Raw genomic sequence first — 20,607 nt, forward strand, 5'->3', positions numbered from 1 at the left:
TCATAACTTCAACCGGCGACATACAAAGTGGCGCTACCTGACGTGTTGCCCTATCCTCAAACCATTCCTATGGAGCTACCAAGTTGTACAGAGCTATCGGCGACATAAAATAGCGCTTCCAAGTTGCAACCATTGCCCACAATGGCCGGAATGTTTCCGCACTCTGGTTGCCCAGAACCCGACCTAAGATCCCTTATCGGCAGCGGTCAACAGCAGCCTAGAGCCAGATTTTGCTTTTTGCCCCAACAAAGATCTTCAATGCATCAATGCATCCAACTCACCCACCTTTGACGAAACATCTGAATCATAGGCATTAGGTAATAATTCACCAACTTGCTTGACCCAAATAAATAATGACCGTGTCATGGTGAACTCCCTCTGACTCGTTCGATGCTGCGAAAACCCATGTCATTGAAATAACATTCTGAGATACTCGCGCTTAAATTCATCAGAATAGGCAAAAGGAAAGCCATAGGCTTCAACAGGTTACCACTGACAGGTCTTAGAGAGGTGATTTTGCTTACCTCTTCGCCCGCTATTCTGACTGATACCAGTTGAACCATATTCAAGACATTCCGTCAGGCTCACCTTGATTTTATGCCCTTAACTATTCAATGTCGGTGTTTTTACGGCAATTTTTATAATTTTTTCTTGCGCATCTAAGTATTTATTCATGATATTGCACGAATAGTCAACTAATGTAGCGGGATCGCCCTGCTGCAGCATCCTCCAACTGGGTTACTCCCATCAGGCTGCGGGATTGGGGCAGACTCCGGGAACGCAAGTTTTGGCGATGAAGAATAAGGAAGATTCTCAGATGGGAACCCTAGAGGTGTCGTGTTCAATTTGATACCTCATTGTCTCTTGGGGAGTACGAGTCATGACGGCCGAGAACCTCCTGAAATCGGGCATTCAAGCAGTTAAACAGCAGCAGTATAAAGCGGCGATTCAAGCGCTGATGGCTTGCTGCCAGACCGCCGATCGCCAGTCCAAGCTCTATTTCCAGGCGCAGATGTGGCTGGTGCGGGCTTACTATGACAGTGGGCAGGCAGAGCGGGCGATCGCCCTTTGTCAGCAGCTCAGCACCGACGCGCCGCCCCAAGTGCAAACCTGGGCTATGAACCTGCTGCCCACGCTATCCGCTGCGCCTGCAATCGGCCTGGACACCGCCGGATCGGCCGCCACCGACGCACCCACCGCCGACCTGCCCCAGCTCAGCGCCGAAGAAGCCCTCGACCTGTTCAATCGGGGTAATCATGCGCTGAAAACCAAGCGCTTTGCCGAAGCCGTCGAGCATTTGGAAACGTACTGCCGATCCGCCAATCCCCATCACAAAGATTTCGCCCAAGCCCAGATGTGGCTGGTGAAAGCCTACAACGGCAATGGGCAAACCGAGACGGCGATCGCCCTCTGTCGTCGATTGCTGCATCACGAAAAAGAATTCGTGCAGCTCTGGGCCCGCCAATACCTCAACACGCTGGCTCCCGAACCCGAAGCCGAAGCAACCCAACTCGAAGCCCCCCTCGCCAACGCAGCCAGCCTGCATCCCAAAATCCAAAATTTAAAATCTAAAATCTCAAACACCCAACCTTCCGCCCTTAGTCCCACCAAAACCCGCGCCCCTCGCGGCGGAGTCTCGCTGGTGATGAAAGGCGTAGCCAGCAGCCTGGCCCTGGCATCGGGCATGACGATCACGCTGCTGTTTGGCATGGTGTTTGCGCTCTGCATGGCGCTGCTGTTTTTGCATGGCAGCGACAACCCCACGGCGGGGCTGGGCCTGGCGCTGGTGGCAACCCTGTTGTTCAATGCCATTGTCTTTTTCCTGTCGCCGCTGATCATGGATGTGGTGCAGGGCTGGCTCTATGGCACGCGCTGGGTCTCGCTGTCGGATATTGAGCGGCGCAGTCCGGAGGCGGGCCGCGTCATCCGCACCGTTTGCCAGCAAAAGAAGCTTGCTCAGCCTCGCCTGGGGCTAATTCCCGACGACAACCCCACCGCCTTTACCTACGGCTCGCTGCCCAACACGGCGCGGGTGGTGGTGAGCCAGGGCTTGTTTAAGTACCTGGACGATGACGAAGTGGCCACGGTCTACGCCCACGAACTGGGCCATGTCGTGCATTGGGACTTTGCCGTGATGACGCTGGCGGCAACGCTGGTCCAGATTACGTATCTTCTGTATGTGTATCTGCGAGAGGCCCAGGACTGGCTGGGCGACAGCGAAATGGCGCGACGGCTCAAGCTGGGGACGCGGAGTGTGGCGATCGCCGCCTACGTGTTCTATGTTCTAGGCGAATATCTGGTGCTGTATCTGTCGCGCACGCGGGAATATTATGCAGACCATTTTGCCGCCGAGGTGACGGGCAACCCCAACGGGCTGTCGCGGGCGCTGGTGAAAATCGCCTACGGGATTGTGGAAGAGGGACAGCACAACCCCCAGCCCAGCAAGGTGCTGCAAGGTACACGCACGCTGGGCATTGCCGACAGCAACAGCGCCGGATTTACAGGCACAGCCTACCGCGTGGCAGCAAGCCCGGTGCAGGTGGGGCGCGTCTTTCTCTGGGATATGTTTAACCCCTGGGCGGCCTGGATGGAGCTAAATTCCACTCACCCGCTAACGGGCAAGCGTGTCCGCGCCCTCAGCACCTATGCCGAACAGCTTGGGCTGGGTGCAGAGTTCGACATGGCGCAGGTGGTGCGTGAAGGGCGCGGGCTAAACAAAACGCGGCTCTATGGCAACTTTGTGCTGGATGTGCTGCTGTATTGGGCAGACTGGATCGGCTTTGGGCTGGGGCTGCTCGTGGCGATCGCCCTCTACCAAAGCGGTGCGAGCAACCTGGGGGCGATCGCCGCTCCTGCACTGCTGGGTGGCGGCATCGGGCTACTGTTCAAAACCTTCGTCATGTATCCCGACTTCAACCGCGCCCCGGCGATGGACATACTCACCCTCATGTCTGACCCCTACGCCAGCCCGCTGCGGGGTCGTCCGGTCAAGCTAAGCGGCGAAATTATTGGCAAAGGCGACTCTGGCTATGCCTATGGCTCAGAAATCAAGCTGCAAGACCCAACAGGGATGATTTTGCTGCGCTATTCGTCCCGCTTTGGGCCCCTGGGCAACTTCTTGTTTGGCGCAAGTCAGGCCGAAAGCTTCATCCACCAGTCCGTCAGTGCGGTGGGCTGGTTCCGACGCGGCATGATGCCCTGGGTGGACCTGATTCGGCTAGACTGCCCCGCCAAGTGGACGGTTCGCAGCTATCACCGCTTCTGGAATCTGCTGTTTGGGGCGCTGCTGATTGGGCTGGCGTTTGTGCTGCCGTCGGTGCTGGCCTAGAGCGCGGCGCAGGCAGCAACGCTGGCAGGAATCTATCTTGCACCGATTGGCGATTTTGGATTGGCGATTTTGGCTAGCCAGTCAAGCCTCGGTCGCTTCTGTCAAGCCTCGGTCGCTTCTCTCGTCTAAAAGTGCATCTCTTTCAAACAGATGAGAGACAACCAGGGTATGATTCTAGATTGAGTGATTTACCAAAATTAGCAATTCCAATGGCAGAAACCCTCCTGTTCAACGCCCTGCGTGAAGCAATCGACGAAGAGATGGCGCGTGACCCGTCCGTGTTCGTGTTGGGCGAAGACGTGGGGCACTATGGCGGCTCCTACAAAGTCACCAAAGACCTGTATAAGAAATACGGCGATTTGCGCGTTCTGGATACGCCAATTGCCGAAAATGCCTTTACGGGGATGGCCGTCGGGGCGGCGATGACGGGGCTACGTCCCATCATCGAAGGGATGAACATGGGTTTTTTGCTGCTGGCGTTTAACCAGATTGCCAACAACGCCGGAATGTTGCGCTACACCTCCGGCGGCAACTTCAAGATTCCGCTGGTGGTGCGCGGGCCCGGCGGCGTGGGGCGGCAGCTCGGCGCAGAACATTCCCAGCGGCTAGAAGCTTATTTTCAGGGCGTACCTGGGCTAAAGATGGTGGCCTGCTCGACTCCCTACAATGCTAAGGGATTGCTAAAGTCTGCCATTCGCGATGACAACCCTGTGATCTTCTTTGAGCATGTGCTGCTCTATAACCTGAAGCAGGATTTGCCAGAGGAAGAATACCTGCTGCCGCTGGACAAAGCAGAGACCGTGCGCGAAGGCAATGACGTGACCATCCTGACCTATTCGCGGATGCGCCACCACGTGATGCAGGCGGTGAAGACCCTGGAGAAAGAGGGGTTTGACCCGGAAGTGATTGACCTGATTTCGCTGAAGCCGCTGGACTTTGAGACGATTGGTGCATCAATTCGCAAGACCCATCGTGTGATCATTGTGGAAGAATGTATGCGCTCTGGCGGCATCGGCGCAGAAATTACGGCATCGATTAACGATCGCCTCTTTGACGAACTGGACGCGCCCGTGATTCGCCTCGCTTCGCAGGATATTCCCACGCCCTACAACGGCACGCTAGAGAATTTGACGATTGTGCAACCTGCCCAAATTGTGGAAGCAGTGCAAAAGCTGGTGGCGCTGAAGGTGTAGTTCAGCCCTGCGCGAGAAACACGCGAGAAATACGCGAAAAACGTTAGTGTGCGACAGGACTGGGGTGTAGCGGTGTTCTTCTGTGGAAATCGCTGGGGGGAATCGCTGGGCGATCGCCCCTGCCAGTCCTTTTGCGATGCGCTCTGATTTCGATGCGCTCTGAAAACAAAAGTAGACCGAGCGATCGCTCAGCCAGCAGGACGGATGTCAGCGCAGAGATGTCGCGCAGAGATATCAATAACCCATCTCCGACCAGGCTACGAAAAGGTGAGCTTGGTCGGGTCCACAACCAGGCTGCTAATCAACACTCCGTTGACCAGAATATTGATTTGGTGAGCAATCCGGAGTTCTGAAATCGGCTCCTTGAGCAAGTCTTGAGCAGCAAGGAGGGTTTCGGCGACTTGGCGATCGCGACACTCAATTCGCAGCACTCCCCAGCGGCGAGACAGTCGGCATGCCTTTAGCCCTTGCAACTGTCGTAGCTCGACCGGGTTCTCCCGATAAAAGTCGAGGATGAGTCGAGTGAGTTGGGCAAACCAGTTCATTGCAGCGAACCCCTAAAGATGGATTTATTAAGGCGACGCACCTGCAACCGCCCCCCAGCGATCGCCCATCCTCTTTTGCAGCTACCTATTCGGTAAAACGCAAGATTCTAGGGAAACACCTGAGGAGATCGCGCAACTGCGCTTCTTTTCAATACTTTTATTCAAGCGCAGATCAAAAACTCAAACGATGGATTGCAAAAAGATTTAATGCGTGAATTCCTAAAAAGGAGGTTCAAACAGCCTGAAACGGTCTTGGTGCAAGGACTTTTAGAGATTTTTCTGAAGTGATGAAATGTAACAATATAGGCTCGTTTCTTTAAGAAATGAATCCCTAAAAATTGGAACCTTGCTTTCATTTTTGTTACGAAGTTTGATATTTCAATTTGTAAATAAGTTTTGCGAATACCAATAAATTTCGTAACGCCTTGAGTTTAATTAAATTAAGCAATCTGTACCGATACTCCCGTCGGTACTTGATTGGTACTTAATTGGTCCATTTATTTTGTCCTGCTAGAGTTTGCTACATCTGCAAAGCCTGATTAGGACATGTCGAAGTCCCGGTAGACCACAGTCCGGTTTCGGCCCCGACGTTTTGCGTTGTAGAGGGCTTGGTCGGCCTGCGCCATCAGGGCTTCAATAGTTTGCGTAGAGGTGGGAATCTGGCTAGTGACACCAAGGCTAACCGTCACGACCCGGGCCACACGAGAATACTCATGGCGGATGCCCAGCGCCTGGATGCCGAGGCGAATTTTTTCGGCGATCGCCCGCCCCCCTGCCATATCGGTGTTGGGCAAAATCACGCCAAACTCTTCACCACCATAGCAAGCCACCAGATCCGCCGGACGCTGCGCCGCGCGCTTGGCAACTTCAGCCAGCTTTTGCAGGCAGTCGTCGCCTTCCTGATGTCCATAGTGGTCGTTAAAGCGTTTGAATTCGTCTACATCAAACAAAATCAGCGAGAGAAACTGCTGTTCTCGCAAGAGCCGATTCCACTCCTGTTTGAGGTGCTGGTCAAAGCGGCGGCGATTGGCGATTTGCGTCAGTCCGTCAATGTTGACGAGGGCTTCTAACTCCTGATTGGCTCGAATCAGCATCTCTTCGGCCCGCTTTTGCCGGGTGATGTTTTGCATTTGCGCCAGCAGATAGAGCGGATTTTGTTGTGCATCTCGTACCAGCGATACGCTCAGCAGTGCCCAGGTAATTTCTCCACTCTTGCGGATATAGCGTTTTTCCATCTGAAAGGAGTTTCGCTTACCGTCGATTAATTCCTGCACCATCGCTAAGTCAGCAGCCAAGTCTTCGGGGTGAGAAACGGCCTGGAACGTAAGCGATCGCAGTTCAGCCTCGGTGTAGCCCAGCAAATCGCAACAAGCAGCATTGACCGCCAGAATCTGACCGTTGAGGGCATTGATGGAACTGCCCACGGCGCTGTGGTCAAAGGCGGCGCGAAACCTTGCCTCGCTCTGGCGCAGCGCCTCTTCTGCGGATTTGCGGTCGGTGACATCGCGAATCATCGTCAGCGCTTCGGTAGGGCCATAGGGCACAATGCGGACTTCTTCATACTGGAGGCGATCGCCAAACCAAACCTGCTGCTCATAGACCTGAATCTGCTGCGTGGCAAAGGCCGCTCTTAAATAATGCAGCTTGCGCTGGGCGACTTCTTTTGGCAAAAGCTGAGACACCCGCATTCCCACCGGGTTGACATCTGGCGGGATTAGATCAGTCAAATGATTCGTCTTGAGATAGCTGAGATAAATGCCCTGGTCGCTGACGCGAAAAATCAGGTCGGGAATGGCATCGAGCAGGGCCTGCGTTTCTATTTTTTGATGATGTAACGCCTCCGTTTTTTGGGTAATTTCTGACCGCAGGGCGTGGTTTTGGGTGACGAGCGATCGCTCGGCCTGTCGCCGCAGCGTGATGTCTTGAAACACCGCGACACAGCCTAAAACTTCGCCCTGACCGTTGCACAATGGCACGGCCCGCGCTTCCAGCAGAACGGTTCGCTCTGCACGGCGGATTTCCAAATCGTCGGCTGTGCAGCTTTCGCCACGCAGGGCGCGAGAGATGGGCAATGCTTCGGTAGCGTACAGCCGCCCCGTGCCCGCCTGAAAGATCGGACAAACTGACATTGGGGTATCCAGGGCAGTGCTTAGGGCAGTGTCTAAGGAAATATCTGAGAACGTGCATGGGGCAATGCCAATCATGTCCCGCGCCACTTGATTGAGAAACACAGCACAGCCATCTTTTTGATAGATTGCAATGCCTAGCGGCAATCGATCGAGCCACGCAGACACCTGCGAAGGGTCGCCCAAAAAATCAACCGATTGCAGAAGTGGAATTGTGAGATTGCTATGGTGAGGGCGATCGCGCGGGAGTGCCCGGAGCCACTGTTCAAATTGGGAGTGATTCATAAACCGCACTTAGCGGGTATGTGCCAACGCTAGAAATGACTGATACGACCGATCTGACTGATCTGATTGCCTTGCTGGAATCCAGCAAGTTAGCTTTTCATATAAAGCAAGCTTGCCTTCTCATATTGTTCCCAAAGAGTCGATTTGGGCGGAATTTTAGAAAATTTGATTTTAATACCTAGATTAGACGCATTTTGGTAATTTATCGGCCATACTTCAGGCAATTGCTTGAATTTACTGGGTGATGATCTCAGTAATTATCCTGAGTTTCTCCAAATTTCAAAATTTCTCAGAATCGTCGCGATCGCCCCTCGTCCAGCGTAGGCACCCAAAGAGCTTGCGAATCTTCCAAAAACTCGCTAAAGATCCCCTAAAAACCTATTGTATGGTAGCTTTGCAGAAAATCAGACCTACAGGAAGGTGCCCGGTGAAGGCGGTGTCAACGCAACGAGCGATCGCCCCCAGCGTTGCAAAACGTCTGGCAATCGTCTCCGCAAAATTGCCCATCTCCGTTCTCATGTCTACTCTGAAACCATACCTGGTCAACGGCTCCGCAAAATTGCTGGGGGCGGCGGCCTGGACTCCAGAGCGATCTTTGGAGCTTTCTAAAACTCCAGTGAGGAGTGTATCCCAAAAGATCACTGGCGGCTGGTGCGTCCTGAGACGAATCGGGCTGGTGGTGGCGTTGCTGCTGCTGTGGGTTGGGCTGGGAGCGGCTGGAACCGCACAGGCAGGGCCGCTGGGCGATCGCCTGGCCCAGTTTCCCGACTGGCAAAGCAAGCCACTCTTGCCCAGCGCCAGGGGCGATCTGGTCTATCCCGACTGGTTTGAGGGCACCTGGAACGTGACGACAACGCTGGTAGATCTGGTCGCGCCGCTGGCCCCAGAGATCACAACCCCTGGGTTTGAGGGCAATCGGCAGTATCTCAACCAGCCAGTGCCATTTCAGGCGAGATTTGTGGCGACGCTGCCCAATCGCTTTGGGGGGCTGCCGCTGCCGCCGTCGCTGTTGGGCAAGCCGCAAGTCGTCGCCGATCGCGCGTTTAACGGGCTGAACCTGGCGAAAGCGTATCTAGACAAGCCCCATCAGAAAAGTCCGGTGCTGGCGGTGAAGGTTGATCCCAAAAATCCCAACCGCCAGATTACGCTGCTGCGCGACGAGTCGGAAGACAGCGTGCTGGGGGCCAAGGAGTTGGTGTCTACGGTGGTGGCGCGGGGGGTGGAAACGCCCAGTCCCTCAGAGTTCATTACCACTGAGGTCTTTCAGCAGGAGTTTTTAGGATCGCCGCAAATCTACTTCAATACGGTGGAAACCAGCACGGCCTATCAACTGCACCCCGACGAACTGCCCCGCATTACTGCTGACCAAGTGACGGCAATTTATCTATCGCCCCAAGACCCCGATTACTTTGCGGCGGGCGATCGCCCCGTTGCGCTCTACCGCTATCGGCTGGAGTTTATCCCCGAACCCGGCACAGACTAACCGAAAGGGCGATCGCCGCTGCCGCCAGCCCCACCCCTGCCAAAAGCAGCAGCACAATCCCCCGCTGAAGCGTCTGCCGCGCCTGCAACTGGGCAGTTTGCAAAATTTCGTTAGCCTGTTCTGCGGCCCGCAGCGCCGTTTGCATATCCCGCTGGTCGAGGGCCTGGCTGGCCGCCAAAAATCGGTAGTCATCGGCGGGCAGGTTTTTTCCAGCCGACCAGGTTTGGGCATCGGCCAGCGCCTGCCCGCGCAACAGCCGCGACTCGTCCAGTCCACCCGACTGCAACCAGGCATCCAGCGCGTCCGCGTAGGGACGCAGCGCCGAGAGTTGCTTTTCAACCCAGGCTGCATTAAACACGCGCTCATAAATCCGGTTGTAAACCTGCAAGCGGTCGTTTTGCTTGACCACCAGCCCCGACAGCAGCAGTTCCACCGAGTCGCGGCTGTCGTCGGTGAGGGTTGTGGATCGCCCGCTGCCTGGGTGTGAAAACATAGAGTGTGGGGATACCGACAGGGTTGCAGGATCTTGCTGGAGAATCTGCTGATAAAGCCCCAGCAGGCGGCCCGCCCGCCGCTCGTCGTTCAAGAGGCGATCGCGAATGGTGCGTAAATGCGGCGGCTCGTCCTGGGCGACCCAGTTTTCAATCACCTTAGATTCCACAATTGCCGCCACCTGCACCGACTCTGCGCCGTGATTGGTCAAGATCTCGCGCACGAGCTGCTGCAAGAACGGCGTTTGCAAATCGGGCGTTTCCCACGGGGCGCGTCCGGGCGTGGCGTTTAGCCGGCTGTGCTGGGCCACCAGTTGACACACCTTTTGCGTCAGAAACGGCTGCCCGCCTGTCCAGGCAAGGATTTCGCGCAGGACGGCTCTGGGATGATCGACCTTGCCCTCCAGCCCCATCAGCAGCGGCTCGGCCTCGTCGAGATGGAACCCAGTGAGGGCGATCGCCCGACCAATATTCAGCGGCGTGCGTGTCTTATCAGCAATCAGGTCAGAGGGCGTGGTCACCCCCAGCAGCGCAAAGGTCAACTGCCCCGCATCATGACAGGCCCGCAGCAGCGCAAAAAAATCGTCGGTATTGAACGACAGACTGAGAATGCTGTCGATTTCATCCACGAAAATCACAATCGGCGGCGACACCAGCGCAGGCAGCGTCTCTGTTAGAAATTCACCCAGCCGATTCACAGGCGACAAGTCCTGACGCTCTGCCAGCCATTGCCGCAGAGGAACCTGCTTGGCAAGCTGGAAGCTCCGCAACAGGCGCATAATCAGGTCGGCATACCACTGGTCAGGCGTGATGTCGCGGCTGCCGATGCTCGACAAATCCACCACGCCGCAACTCCAGCCCTCCGCATGGAGGCGCTGGGTCGTCCGCACGCGCAGGCTAGACTTGCCCATCTGCCGACAGTTCAGCACATAGCAAAACTCACCCGCCTTGAGCGCCCGATATAGCTCGTCGTCTGCCTGTCGCACGACATAGCTAGGTGCGCCTGCGGGCAGCCTGCCGCCGACCTGATATTCATAGGCAGAAGAGGCACTCATGGCAGAGTCTCAGTGCATCAAGGTTCCTCCCCAGTATCAAGCTATTTTCTCGCTTCGGCAACTAATCACAGGTTTGCTCAAGGTCGTCCCCAATTCTTGCCCCCAGTCCTTGTTCTCAATCTTTGTCCCCAATTCTTGTCTTCAATAGACCTCAGACCTCTTGCATAAATGCTTTTCTGAGAGCGTGAATCGTTGGGCGGCGGTGCTGCCAAACGATTCACGCAAGAGGTCTAATGTTGAACCCGTGTGTTGAACCCATGAAACTTTTTCTTGCCAGGGGCGATCGCATCCCTTACAATCAACCATCAAGCTGTGAATGACCCCAAGTCAGCGCGGCTTACCCTTACCCCCGAAATTTTGGTCGTTTAGTCATCTACGGCATTGGCAGGTGTTCCCGCACCCACCAACGCCTGACCCCTCGACAGTCCGTGGCTGTCTCAGGGCTGCGTCCATTGTAGGCCGCCCTGTCCCAGCGCTTCACGTCCGTGGGCGGCCAACATTTCGGGGTTTCCTACCCCCTCGTTTCCTGGAGGAAACCCCAAATGCTGACAATTCAATACACCTGGTCGTCCCCATGCTCGGAGGCGACCCAGTTTTCGCTGCCCCCGCTCACCTGCGAACTGCCCCACCGTCGCCGCCTGCGCCACTGCATCATCGGCCTGCCTGAAGACGCGCAGATGGCGATTGACCGTCTGCACCTGCTCCGCTACGCCGAACGCTTCGAGTGGACGCACGCCCTCGACTTCCCGCCCCACGGCATCGTCCTCGACGGTCGCCCCGGCGAAGTGCTGCGCTACCTCCACCGCGACATCCGCAGCAACCCTAGCGCAAACGAGTAAGAACAGATAAGGGCGATTTTGGGTTTTGGGTTTTGGATTTTGGCGGTTCAGTCTGCCTATCCAAAATCCAAAATCCACGCGATGTGAAGCTTTCAACCTGCCCTCATCCCCCAGCCCCTTCTCCCTATATTACTCAACCAGCAACGCGCTGAATACCTGATTCTACCAAGCAAGAGCGATGCTGATGCACTCCCTGATGCATGAACAAACTCCGACTTCCAAGACACCGATGAACCGATAGAATGTCCTGAGCATAATCCTGCTAATAACAGGAACCTCCTGCTTGACTGACAAAACTAAGAAGCTGGAATACGGCTGAGGACAGTGAATTCACGCTTTAGGGAGTCATCGTGTTGTCGCCTTGATGCGATGGCAGGTTGAGGGTCAGGTGAACAGGAGAGGAACTGATAAACGTGAATCTTCCACTGGTGAGTGATAGCCAGCCGAATCCAATTCCAGCCCAGCTTGAGATAACTCATGCCGCGCTTCCAGTGAGCATCGACTTGGCGACGCTTGCCGGATGCGACCACTTGCACCCCTTGGAGAACTAAGAACAGCATCGTCAAGGCGATTACCCCACACAACTGGGAAAGGGCAACCTTGTCTCTGAGTCTGGAGGCTTCGAGATTAAACCCGTTGGACTTCAAATCCAAAAACGACTCCTCCACCTGAAATCTCAGTCGATATTGGGCAAACGTCTGCAAGTTCGTCGGCTCATCACTCACAATTGTCCAATTCTCGCTGCTGAGTTTGTCGTGGGCAAAGGCAAGGTAAACATTGTCGTAGGGCTTTGTTCTACCCACCGACACTGCAGGCGTAAAGTAAGCTTGTCCTGGTTGCAATTGAACCGACGATACCTGGCGCCACTGCCCTTGGTGCTGAAATTGGAAGGAGCGTTTGATGCGGATGCGGAAATGCCAACCCAGATTCTCCCGGAGGTATTTCATCAACTTGCCATCGGCAAACCCTCGGTCTGCCAAAAGGACAATCGCGACACCCTCGGGCATCAGCCGTTGCGCTTGCCGCAGTACCCGTTGAATCGTCCACAACCTGACGGTGCTGCTTGATTGCGCCACCACTTTCCAAGCGACCGGAACCGTTCTTCCTCGGTACACCACTGCGACCCAGACGATGCAGAAACAATTCCATACGACCGTTGTATCGAGGCTTAAGTAGAGTCGTTGGGTCTGCCAGTTGGACAGAGCCTGCCCAATCAGCGCATGATGAGCGGACGCGACATTGATCCGCCGATTCGACAACCAGCGGCGAAACCGGCGTTGGTGGGATTGAGCCATTTGAGCGCGACTCCTCACATACACCCCAAATCCATTGAGATGAACGTTTTGGCTTCCAATCATGCCAATGATCATCCAGCACAGTGTTTGCAGATGGCGAGCATCCTGCCACTGAATGTCGCATTGACGCAGAAAATCATTCAACGCATCATAAAGACGGGAAGTCGGTGACATTGATTTGACTGGTTTGTGTGGTTACTTCTCAGCCTAAATCATGCTCTGCTTCCCGCATGGCTTTCGTTCCAGCTTTAACCTGTTTTGTCAGTCAAGCAGCAGGAACCTCTCGCCTCATGCGCGAATTTCCACACAAACGCCTGACACGACTGTTTCAGTTGCTAACACAACAACACAAGAGTTCTACACATTTCCATACAAAAATTATAGAGATGGAGAACCATTGAACCCTAGCGCGTTCGTTTCAAACTGAATTTGCTTAGAGCTGCTTTATGAAGCAAATCTTAAGAAGCCTGAAACTCTTGGCATGTGTGGCTTTGAGGTCATGTTTGCCCAGGAAAAGCGGTTTCTCGGAAATCCTTGATTAACAAGGCTTTCAGGCTCCTTTACAAATTAGCTCTTAGCTCTCAATCATTCCTACATTCGTCACCTACAGTCGTCACATTCCAGGAAAAGCGCTTTTGAAACAAGGATGCAGCGTTTTTGAAGCCAGTGAGGTACACAGAAGGCTATGAAACTTTCGTCTTTGCAAAACAGCACGTATCTCACCTTGCAAGAAGATGCTGCATGTCACGAACCATGCATTAGAGCCTTGTTTATTGCGGGTTTATTAGAGCTATTCGGTTTCAAATCATCACAATCCTCTCATCCTGTTCTTGGTTCTCCGGCCCCAAACTATGCGTATGCGATTTCTGGTTGAACTTGATTTTCATCCACCTTTATGCACCCGTCTGAAAAGCTTGGATCTCAGGCGAATTTAGTTTGCCACAGAGCGAGAAATGTGAGATCCTTCATCAATTTGCTCAAAATGTGCAGTTGCATACTCACAAATTGTGCGCCACCAAACCTTGCTTTTTTGCCGGAATAGGCTAGCTTCATATAAGGTTTGAAATCCTTAAGAGAATGCAATAGTTTGCTTCATGCTCAGCGTGTCTCTATATTGCGTACTTACAGCGCTGAAATGCAGTGCAGTCAAGGTATACCGCTGTTGAGCCCGATCCTTGATTGTTCTTAAGTGTTCTGGAAAACATGCCGCTTGAGGATAAGTATGGTTTTAATATTCAAGGCTTCAGCAACTCTGGTTTCGCCAGATTTCATGAACGGTTCTTAAAGCCTGATTTTGTTTAGAATGCTTGAGCCAGAAGCCTGGTTCCCTCTAGAAACCTCAGGGGTTTAGTATTACGGTTTAGTGTAGGGCTGGTATTGAGATACTTCCCAGTTTATTAGCCTTCATGTTCCATAGGCTTATCCCATAGAGCAGCGGGTTGACAGTTAACCAGTGATGCTCCTTGGAGTTGTGTTGTGTGACAAAAGTGTGCGTGGACAGTCGGAGCAGTGATCTCGTTCTACTGCCAGCGTTTCTACCAGCTTTGGTAAGCATCTTTGATAAGCATTTATGGCTTTGCTACTGCGATCGCCCATTACAAGGCAATGCGGCTTCAATGTTTACATCCGGAATGTTTACATCTGGAAATGTGCGTCCTGGATACGCTGAGCTAGAAAGTCTGATTACGACGGATTACCTACTCACCTCCAGGAACCAGGCTAAAGGTCAAGCTACCCTTCAAGCTACCCTTCGCAGGGAGGCTTGCCTACTGAAAGTTTCTAAGGCGCAGATAGCTCCTTGGGCGATCGCAAATCTAGCAGCTACGGATGATGTGTCAGTTTCTATGGAACCAAGGAATAGTCCACAGAGCAGATTTTCACCCACAGATCCCAGTAGTCAGGCACTAATCGGCTTCCCTTTTTGGCTGTGGCTACTGTTGCCTTTTCTAGGGCTATTGCTGCTCATTTTGATGCGATCTAAACGGCAATCTGTGCAGCAAAGCATCTCCCCTGCCGAGGCTCCTTATCCTGCTCATCCGCCCTCCAGTAAGCAGCCCGAAGCCAGCAATTCTACGATCAACTCTCTCATGGAAGAAACATCTAACTTGCCTGATTCAGCTAACTTGCCTGATTCAGCTTCTATAACGCCTGAACCCACCTCTAACACCCAGCAAGAGAGTTCGACTGCTCAGCAGGAAGCGCTTTCGGTCATTCAAGAAGAGGTATCGGTTAGTAAGCAGCAGGTTGAACGAGGCAAGATTCGAGTTAATAAGCGAGTAGAAAGTCGTGAGGAAATAGTCAACGCCCCAATCGTGCATGAGCAAGTTGTCGTGGAACGTGTTCCATGCAATCAAGTAATTGAGGGAGAGATCCCCACAGAGCGGCATGAAAATGGGGTTCATATCATCCCCATTTTTGAGGAAGTTGCGGTAGCTGAAAAGCATCTCGTTTTGCGAGAAGAAGTGCATATCTCTAAAAAGCTTGTTACAGCAAATGCAAAGCAAGCCGTAGCGGTTCAACGTGGTGTCGTTGATATTGAGCGTACCGCTTTTGAGAGTGAGCTATCGAACCAAACTCAGGCTGCTATAGATTCTCAAACCAGCGCCTCAATCAATCCAGAAGCTCAGTTAGGGCCAGCAACAGCGCAAAAAGAATTGAGATCTACCTCACTTGACCTTTATGAAGCTGAAGCTAACACTGTAGCTGTGCCAGAATCAAAGCGCACAGAGCCTCCTGTTGATTCCTCTGAAGAAGCTCTAGCCTTTGTTTCCAGCGCACAGCTTCAAGCCAATCAGCCCCAAACTCCCAATCGAGTTTCTAATCGTGAGGCGATTGCTGAGGAAGAGATTGTCGTACCGATAATGGCCGAAGAGGCTGCTTTAACGGTTCAACAGATCGCTCGTAGCAAGGTGCAGGTACGCACCAGGTTTGACACAGTAGAGCAAATTGTCGAAGCACCTGTGATGCGTGAGGAACTGATTATCGAGCATATTCCTCGAAACCAGTCCATTCAGGGTGATCTACCGCAAATCCGCGAAGAAAACGGCGTACAAATTATCCCCATCTTGGAAGAAGTATTGGTGAGCAGAAAGCAGCTTTTGCTTCGAGAAGAGGTGCGAATTTCAAAGCGTCGAGTCACAGAGAATATTCCTCAGGCAATCACTTTACGCTATGAGGTTGCAGATATTGAGCAGATCAGCTTTGAGGATAGTAGCGAATAGTTCGTTCTCTACGCTTTTCCTTGAGAGCGAAGGTTTTTTCAAAAGATTGATAGTACGAGCTTTCTCCTCGGTTGAGATAGGTGTTATCCAGCCTATCTAAGGTAGCCCTTGTAGCGAGAACAGGGGATTCGGTTACGTTTTGACCCCATATCGTTAGTCACGAAAGGACGAATTCATGAAAACTGTTATTGGTTTGTTTGATGATCGCGAAGAAGGGATGCGTGCTTATACTGCTCTGCACGATGAAGGATTTGCCTTGGCAGACTTGGACATTCTGACCAACGACGACGAAGATGACGTGCCCAAGCTGGAAAATCTTCGCAGAAATCTGCCCGCTTCCGATGCCGAAGTGTATTTGGAAGGGGTCCGTCAAGGTGGCACGATCATCACTGCAAACGTGACCGACAGTACTGCTACTCGTGCAGCCGAAATCATGTCCAATTTCAACATGGTTGTGATTGCTGATCGCGTTGCCGAACTCAGGAAGGTAAACCCGAACCTGACCCTCAGCGATCCTGCACGGGATGAGAACGTTCTGGAGGTGATTGAAGAAGATCTGCAAGTCGGCAAGACCGCCGTTGAGCGGGGCCGGATGCGGATTTATTCCGTTGTCACCGAGCGTGAAGTCTCCCAGAATGTGGCTCTGCGCGATGAGACCCTGCGCGTCAGCCGTCGCCCCGTGAACCGCCAGGTCGAAATTCGCCCTGACTTGTTCCAGGAGCGCTCCTTCGAGATGGTGGAGATGGATGAGATCGCCCTAGTTGGCAAAACTGCTCGGGTGGTTGAAGAGATTGTTCTGGGTAAGGAAGTTTCCGAGAAGATTGAAACCATCAAGGAAACCCTCCGCCGTCAGGATGTAGAGATCGAGGAAATCCCGGCAGCCCGTCCTTTTGTTGACTATGATGCCGATTTCCGCGCTTTCTACAACGAGAAGCTGTCCAACAAGGGCGTTCAGTATGATGAACTCCGTCCGGCCTTTAACTATGGCTATAGCCTGGCCACCCGCGAACCCTTCCGCAGCAGCCCGTGGTCTGCCGTGGAGCAAGACGCTCGCCGCATTTGGGAAGAGAAGAACCCCGGCACTTGGGATCAGAACAAGGCGGTAATTCACTATGCCTGGGAAAAAGTTCGTAGCGCTCGCTAGAACTTAAAACGTCTCCTCTAGAGTGAATCGTTGTGCGGCATTGTCGTGCAACGATTCGTGCTTTCTGCCACGCTACTGCTCTGAACGACATCGAATCCGGGCGCTATCACCAATCGTGTTTATCGGGTGCTTTGCCAGGATGCGGTCAACGGCGTTCGGATAGGAAAGGTGAGTGTAGTAAGGGAATGTTTTTAGCAAAGCCTCCACGAAGGAGCGAGACAGAAAAGAACCGAGGGCAAATTGCCGCACGGCTCTCACTCGCTTGGTTTCCAAATCAGTCAGCACTACTGCTAGGGGCAGTTGAAAGTTGGGATTGTGTAAGACAGGGTCAAAGTTGGGCAGTTGCTCTGGATGGAGTTGACAGAGGTGAAATGGGCATTCCTGCCAGGGGAGAACCAGGGTTGCGGGCTTTGTTCGTCCGGGCCCGGCGTACTTGTCAACCTGGAAAATCCGAAAGCAGAGAAAGGGGACTTGTTCGACGACGTTAAGAGCAACCTCAAAAACGCCAGACTCGACGACCCACTGCTCAGCCAGGGAGGGATTGCGAAAGGTTAGGGTCAGTTCTAACCAGTCGGAACGCCAGGTAAACTCGGCTCCCTCTGCATCTAGCGATCGGGTGTGGCGTTGTCCTACGGTAATCAGACCAAAGTCTTGATACTTCATCGTTGCAACAGCTAAGTCAGGACTATCAGGTGAACGACCTTCAAAATGCAGTCTTCCTAGGCTAAGGCACTGCTGTATATAGGAGGGTTAACCGTATGTTAACTAGCATTATGCCCATCATTGTTGTTTGGATCACATTATTAAGGCTAAAGATTAATTTTTTCTAAAAAATTAGCAGCAGAAGCACGGCGAGGATTTGCGGAACTTTGCAAAAATCTACAAAAAAATCTACAAATTGTGACGGTGTTTACCGTATTTCATTCGATACCAAGGAATCGGCATAAGAAAAGACACCCCCGATGGGAGTGCCTGCAACCAGCTAACTTTTAGGAAATGTTCGGGAAACTGGTGGAGCGGAGATGGGAAGCAGATGAGAACCCGTTATGACCCTAGCTGATGCTGGCGTGGCTGCGGTCGTAGCTGTCCCAGAAGCCGGGCTGCACCTTGCCTTGAATGTGTCCCCAGTATTGGCTGGTGGTTCCGGCATCTAGCCCGACGTTGGCCGCCAAACGGGTCAGCATCGCTTGCTGGCGGCGCTTCACCAGTTTGTGGTGATTCATCATCAGCTCCCGCGCTCTCTCTTCGATGGAAACGGAGGCTGCGGGCTGGGCTACGGGTGCAGCAGCAGCAGGAACGGTCGCGGCTGCGTCAGTTGCCACCGCGTCAGTTGCAACGGGTTGATTGGTCTGATATTCGTTGCCCCGGAACTTCAGTTCAGTAGTGGTTGGGTGGCTGTTGTTCAGGTTGAGGGGTTGGGGATCGTAGTTGTAGGTTACGCCACGATAGGTGAGTTTCATAGGATTCGCCTCTCTTTTTGAAGGGTAAGGGTGAGGCGCGTTCCTTCGGGATTGCTCCCTACTTCCGTCTCTTTTGAGCGATCAGGCTTCGAGCGATTAGGCTGGCTGAAGCTGACAGCGGGAAGAGATGAACGATTTATTTTCTGTATCTATTGTTACTGTTTTGAATTTATCTGTCAAGGGTTCCTGGCTTGATTTGGGCGGAGTTTTCTAGAAATCACCCGATTGGGCGATCGCCCACGCCGATCACTCCATCAGATTCAGGCGCACTAAGTAGATAGACCAGATTAAAAAACAGATCCTGAACCCTGCGCCGCCCGCTGCGCGGGCGGCGCAGGGTCTTTGAATTTTATGTTTATTAATGTCCACCCACTTAGTTATTCGTTTCGCGCAAAGAAACCAGTAATTCGCCGACTGTCAGGTTTAGCTTTTGGGCGTGGGGATTGCTGGACTCAAACAGTTCATCGCCAATCAGCGCCTGATAGTCGGAAGCGGACTGGGTGCGGGCTGCATCATCCATGTGTAGGCGCATCACCAATAGCCCATAGTAGTCCCGCAGTTCGGTTCCCTCTAGCAGAACTGTGCCGCCATAGTCCCAATCAAATCCGTAGAACTTGAAGGGGCCCAGCTTTTGCTGTAGCTCTGCAAACGAGGTTCCCACCCCAATTCCTTCTGGCGTTTGCCAAGTCGGGCCAGGGTTCATCACAGCAGCGGCTTCGGTGCGTTCTGGGTTGCCCCAAATGATGGTGAAAGAACGTTCTGGGCCAAGGTTTACGACGGTTCCCAGTTCGGTTTCGCCTTCGCCCATGACAATTTCTTTATCTTCTAGGTTGGCTTCGCCAAACTGTGCAGCCAGATCCTGGCGGGTCGTGTTTTTCGTTACGGGGCCAAAGCGTTCGCCAGGAACGATCGTGGTGTCCAGCGTGGCAGCGGGAGACTGGGCGATCGCCCCGCCACTGGGTTCAGAGGGACTGGGCGACTCTGCGGGCGACTCTAAGGGCGCAGAGGACAGCCAGGGTGCAGAACCACATCCCGCCAGCAGCGCTGCGGCAAGTAAGGTAGATGCTATCGCAAAGCGTGTCCGGGATTTACGAACCAGGGATGTGAACATGGAACTCCAGCCTTTCGCCAATCTGCGACTATGGTAATGGTAATAGATCTATTGCTGTAGGCTGATGCTCCGTCCGGATAGTTTGCCTATCGCTCAGTGGAGTGATTTTTGGAGTGATTTTTTAGGTTTAGTTCAGTAATTTTTGATAAACAACTCCTTACCCCTAGCGGCGATCGCCTGCTTGTAGTTATTCATGCCGTATTGCAACTCCCATTCCACAATGGTTGCAAACCGAAACAACTGCCGCACCTCTGGCGAGTCGTCGTAGGTAATCAGCCAGCGATGGGGGCAGCGCTGCATCGCGGCGGCAAATCGCGCATGGTCAAAGGCCGTGTGCAAGTTGCCTTTCACTCCGTATAGCTTAGAGTGCGTGGCAGATAAGTAGGGCGGATCGAGGAAGATAAACACGTCTTCGCCAGGCTTTTGCAGCAGTTCTGCATAGTCGCCATGCGTAATCTGTACGCCTGAAAGTAAGGCAGGAAGTCTGGCAAGGCGGGCGATCGCCGACTCGGTAAAGCGCCGCTCGTAGGCTTGCTGCGAATAGCCGCCAGAATCCATCACGCCCGAAAACGTGATGCGGTTCATCACGAAAAAGCGAACGGCACGATCAAAATCCGTAGAACTGTTTTGTTCATCCAGCAGGAATGCGTACAGTTCACGTCCGGTTGGAAAACTGGAACGCAGCCAGGATACTTTTTCGACCAGTGCCTCGTTCTGATCGCGGGCAGTTTTCCAGAAGCAAACGAGGTCGCGATTCAGGTCGTTGATCCAGAATAGGCGAGGAGCTTCACGCAACTGCTGCTGAGCTGCCAGAAACACGGAGCCACCGCCGACAAACGGCTCTCGAAATTCGGCAATGCGCTCCGGCAGCAGCGGCAAAATCTGGGCTATCGCCCTCGACTTGCCACCTGGATACCGCAACGGACTCTTAATCATGCCTCTCCGCCCACTTCCCTTCCGCAAAAATTCCCTTAGCACAGGTTAGCGCACCAAGGTTTGCCGTAAGCTGGATTGAGGCTTAAATTATTGAG

14 protein-coding genes and 1 riboswitch are annotated in these 20,607 nt (G+C 53.3%); of the genes, 6 read left to right on the forward strand and 8 right to left on the reverse strand.

The window, feature by feature from the left end:
- The first annotated feature begins 880 nt into the window (after positions 1-880).
- Together HPC62_RS13870 and HPC62_RS13875 are read left to right on the forward strand one after the other, a co-directional pair.
- Entirely contained in the window at positions 881-3,328 is a 2,448-nt protein-coding gene (locus HPC62_RS13870; RefSeq protein WP_225906693.1) for a M48 family metalloprotease, read from the forward strand.
- A gap of 209 nt (positions 3,329-3,537) precedes the next feature.
- Entirely contained in the window at positions 3,538-4,521 is a 984-nt protein-coding gene (locus HPC62_RS13875) for an alpha-ketoacid dehydrogenase subunit beta (RefSeq protein ID WP_172356594.1), read from the forward strand.
- Positions 4,522-4,778: 257 nt separating this feature from the next.
- On the opposite strand, the gene HPC62_RS13880 is transcribed toward HPC62_RS13875, so the two are convergent.
- Both HPC62_RS13880 and HPC62_RS13885 read right to left on the reverse strand, forming a co-directional pair.
- Positions 4,779-5,066 carry a hypothetical protein gene (locus tag HPC62_RS13880; RefSeq protein WP_172356596.1) on the reverse strand — a complete coding sequence of 96 codons (288 nt, stop codon included), beginning with the start codon at positions 5,064-5,066 and terminating at the stop codon, positions 4,779-4,781.
- A gap of 539 nt (positions 5,067-5,605) precedes the next feature.
- Entirely contained in the window at positions 5,606-7,477 is a 1,872-nt protein-coding gene (locus HPC62_RS13885) for a GGDEF domain-containing protein (RefSeq protein WP_172356605.1), read from the reverse strand.
- Between the two features lie 436 nt (positions 7,478-7,913).
- Between HPC62_RS13885 and HPC62_RS13890 the strand changes: the two genes are divergently transcribed.
- Entirely contained in the window at positions 7,914-8,960 is a 1,047-nt protein-coding gene (locus tag HPC62_RS13890) for a DUF6816 family protein (protein WP_228721625.1), read from the forward strand.
- On the opposite strand, the gene HPC62_RS13895 is transcribed toward HPC62_RS13890, so the two are convergent.
- The gene (locus tag HPC62_RS13895; protein WP_172356607.1) at positions 8,935-10,506 is read right to left on the reverse strand and encodes an AAA-like domain-containing protein; all 1,572 of its coding nucleotides are present in this window, start codon (positions 10,504-10,506) and stop codon (positions 8,935-8,937) included. The two genes, HPC62_RS13890 and HPC62_RS13895, sit on opposite strands and share 26 nt — an antisense overlap.
- Positions 10,507-11,048: 542 nt before the next feature.
- Between HPC62_RS13895 and HPC62_RS13900 the strand changes: the two genes are divergently transcribed.
- Positions 11,049-11,345 carry a hypothetical protein gene (locus HPC62_RS13900; protein ID WP_172356609.1) on the forward strand — a complete coding sequence of 99 codons (297 nt, stop codon included), beginning with the start codon at positions 11,049-11,051 and terminating at the stop codon, positions 11,343-11,345.
- Between the two features lie 296 nt (positions 11,346-11,641).
- On the opposite strand, the gene HPC62_RS13905 is transcribed toward HPC62_RS13900, so the two are convergent.
- A complete protein-coding gene (locus HPC62_RS13905; RefSeq protein WP_172353422.1) occupies positions 11,642-12,814 on the reverse strand; it encodes a transposase in 1,173 nt (390 codons plus the stop codon).
- A gap of 1,781 nt (positions 12,815-14,595) precedes the next feature.
- Here HPC62_RS13905 and HPC62_RS13910 point away from each other — a divergent pair.
- Both HPC62_RS13910 and HPC62_RS13915 read left to right on the forward strand, forming a co-directional pair.
- Positions 14,596-15,861: a YsnF/AvaK domain-containing protein gene (locus HPC62_RS13910; protein WP_172356611.1), complete on the forward strand. Its 1,266-nt coding sequence runs from the start codon at positions 14,596-14,598 to the stop codon at positions 15,859-15,861.
- Positions 15,862-16,036: 175 nt separating this feature from the next.
- Positions 16,037-17,005 carry a YsnF/AvaK domain-containing protein gene (locus tag HPC62_RS13915; protein ID WP_172356613.1) on the forward strand — a complete coding sequence of 323 codons (969 nt, stop codon included), beginning with the start codon at positions 16,037-16,039 and terminating at the stop codon, positions 17,003-17,005.
- Between the two features lie 72 nt (positions 17,006-17,077).
- Here HPC62_RS13915 and HPC62_RS13920 read toward each other — a convergent pair whose 3' ends face one another.
- The 4 genes from HPC62_RS13920 to HPC62_RS13935 form a co-directional block, all read right to left on the reverse strand.
- Complete coding sequence (locus tag HPC62_RS13920; RefSeq protein ID WP_172356615.1) at positions 17,078-17,668, reverse strand: hypothetical protein; 591 nt, start codon at positions 17,666-17,668, stop codon at positions 17,078-17,080.
- A 389-nt stretch (positions 17,669-18,057) separates the two neighbouring features.
- A complete protein-coding gene (locus HPC62_RS13925) occupies positions 18,058-18,465 on the reverse strand; it encodes a DUF4278 domain-containing protein (RefSeq protein ID WP_172356617.1) in 408 nt (135 codons plus the stop codon).
- 34 nt (positions 18,466-18,499) lie between these two features.
- Positions 18,500-18,601, reverse strand: a riboswitch (Glutamine riboswitch).
- 237 nt (positions 18,602-18,838) lie between these two features.
- The gene (locus HPC62_RS13930; RefSeq protein ID WP_172356619.1) at positions 18,839-19,576 is read right to left on the reverse strand and encodes a hypothetical protein; all 738 of its coding nucleotides are present in this window, start codon (positions 19,574-19,576) and stop codon (positions 18,839-18,841) included.
- Between the two features lie 132 nt (positions 19,577-19,708).
- Complete coding sequence (locus tag HPC62_RS13935) at positions 19,709-20,512, reverse strand: DNA adenine methylase (RefSeq protein WP_172356621.1); 804 nt, start codon at positions 20,510-20,512, stop codon at positions 19,709-19,711.
- Positions 20,513-20,607 lie beyond the last annotated feature (95 nt).

This window comes from Thermoleptolyngbya sichuanensis A183 (assembly GCF_013177315.1).
In the GTDB taxonomy this organism is placed as follows: domain Bacteria; phylum Cyanobacteriota; class Cyanobacteriia; order Elainellales; family Elainellaceae; genus Thermoleptolyngbya; species Thermoleptolyngbya sichuanensis.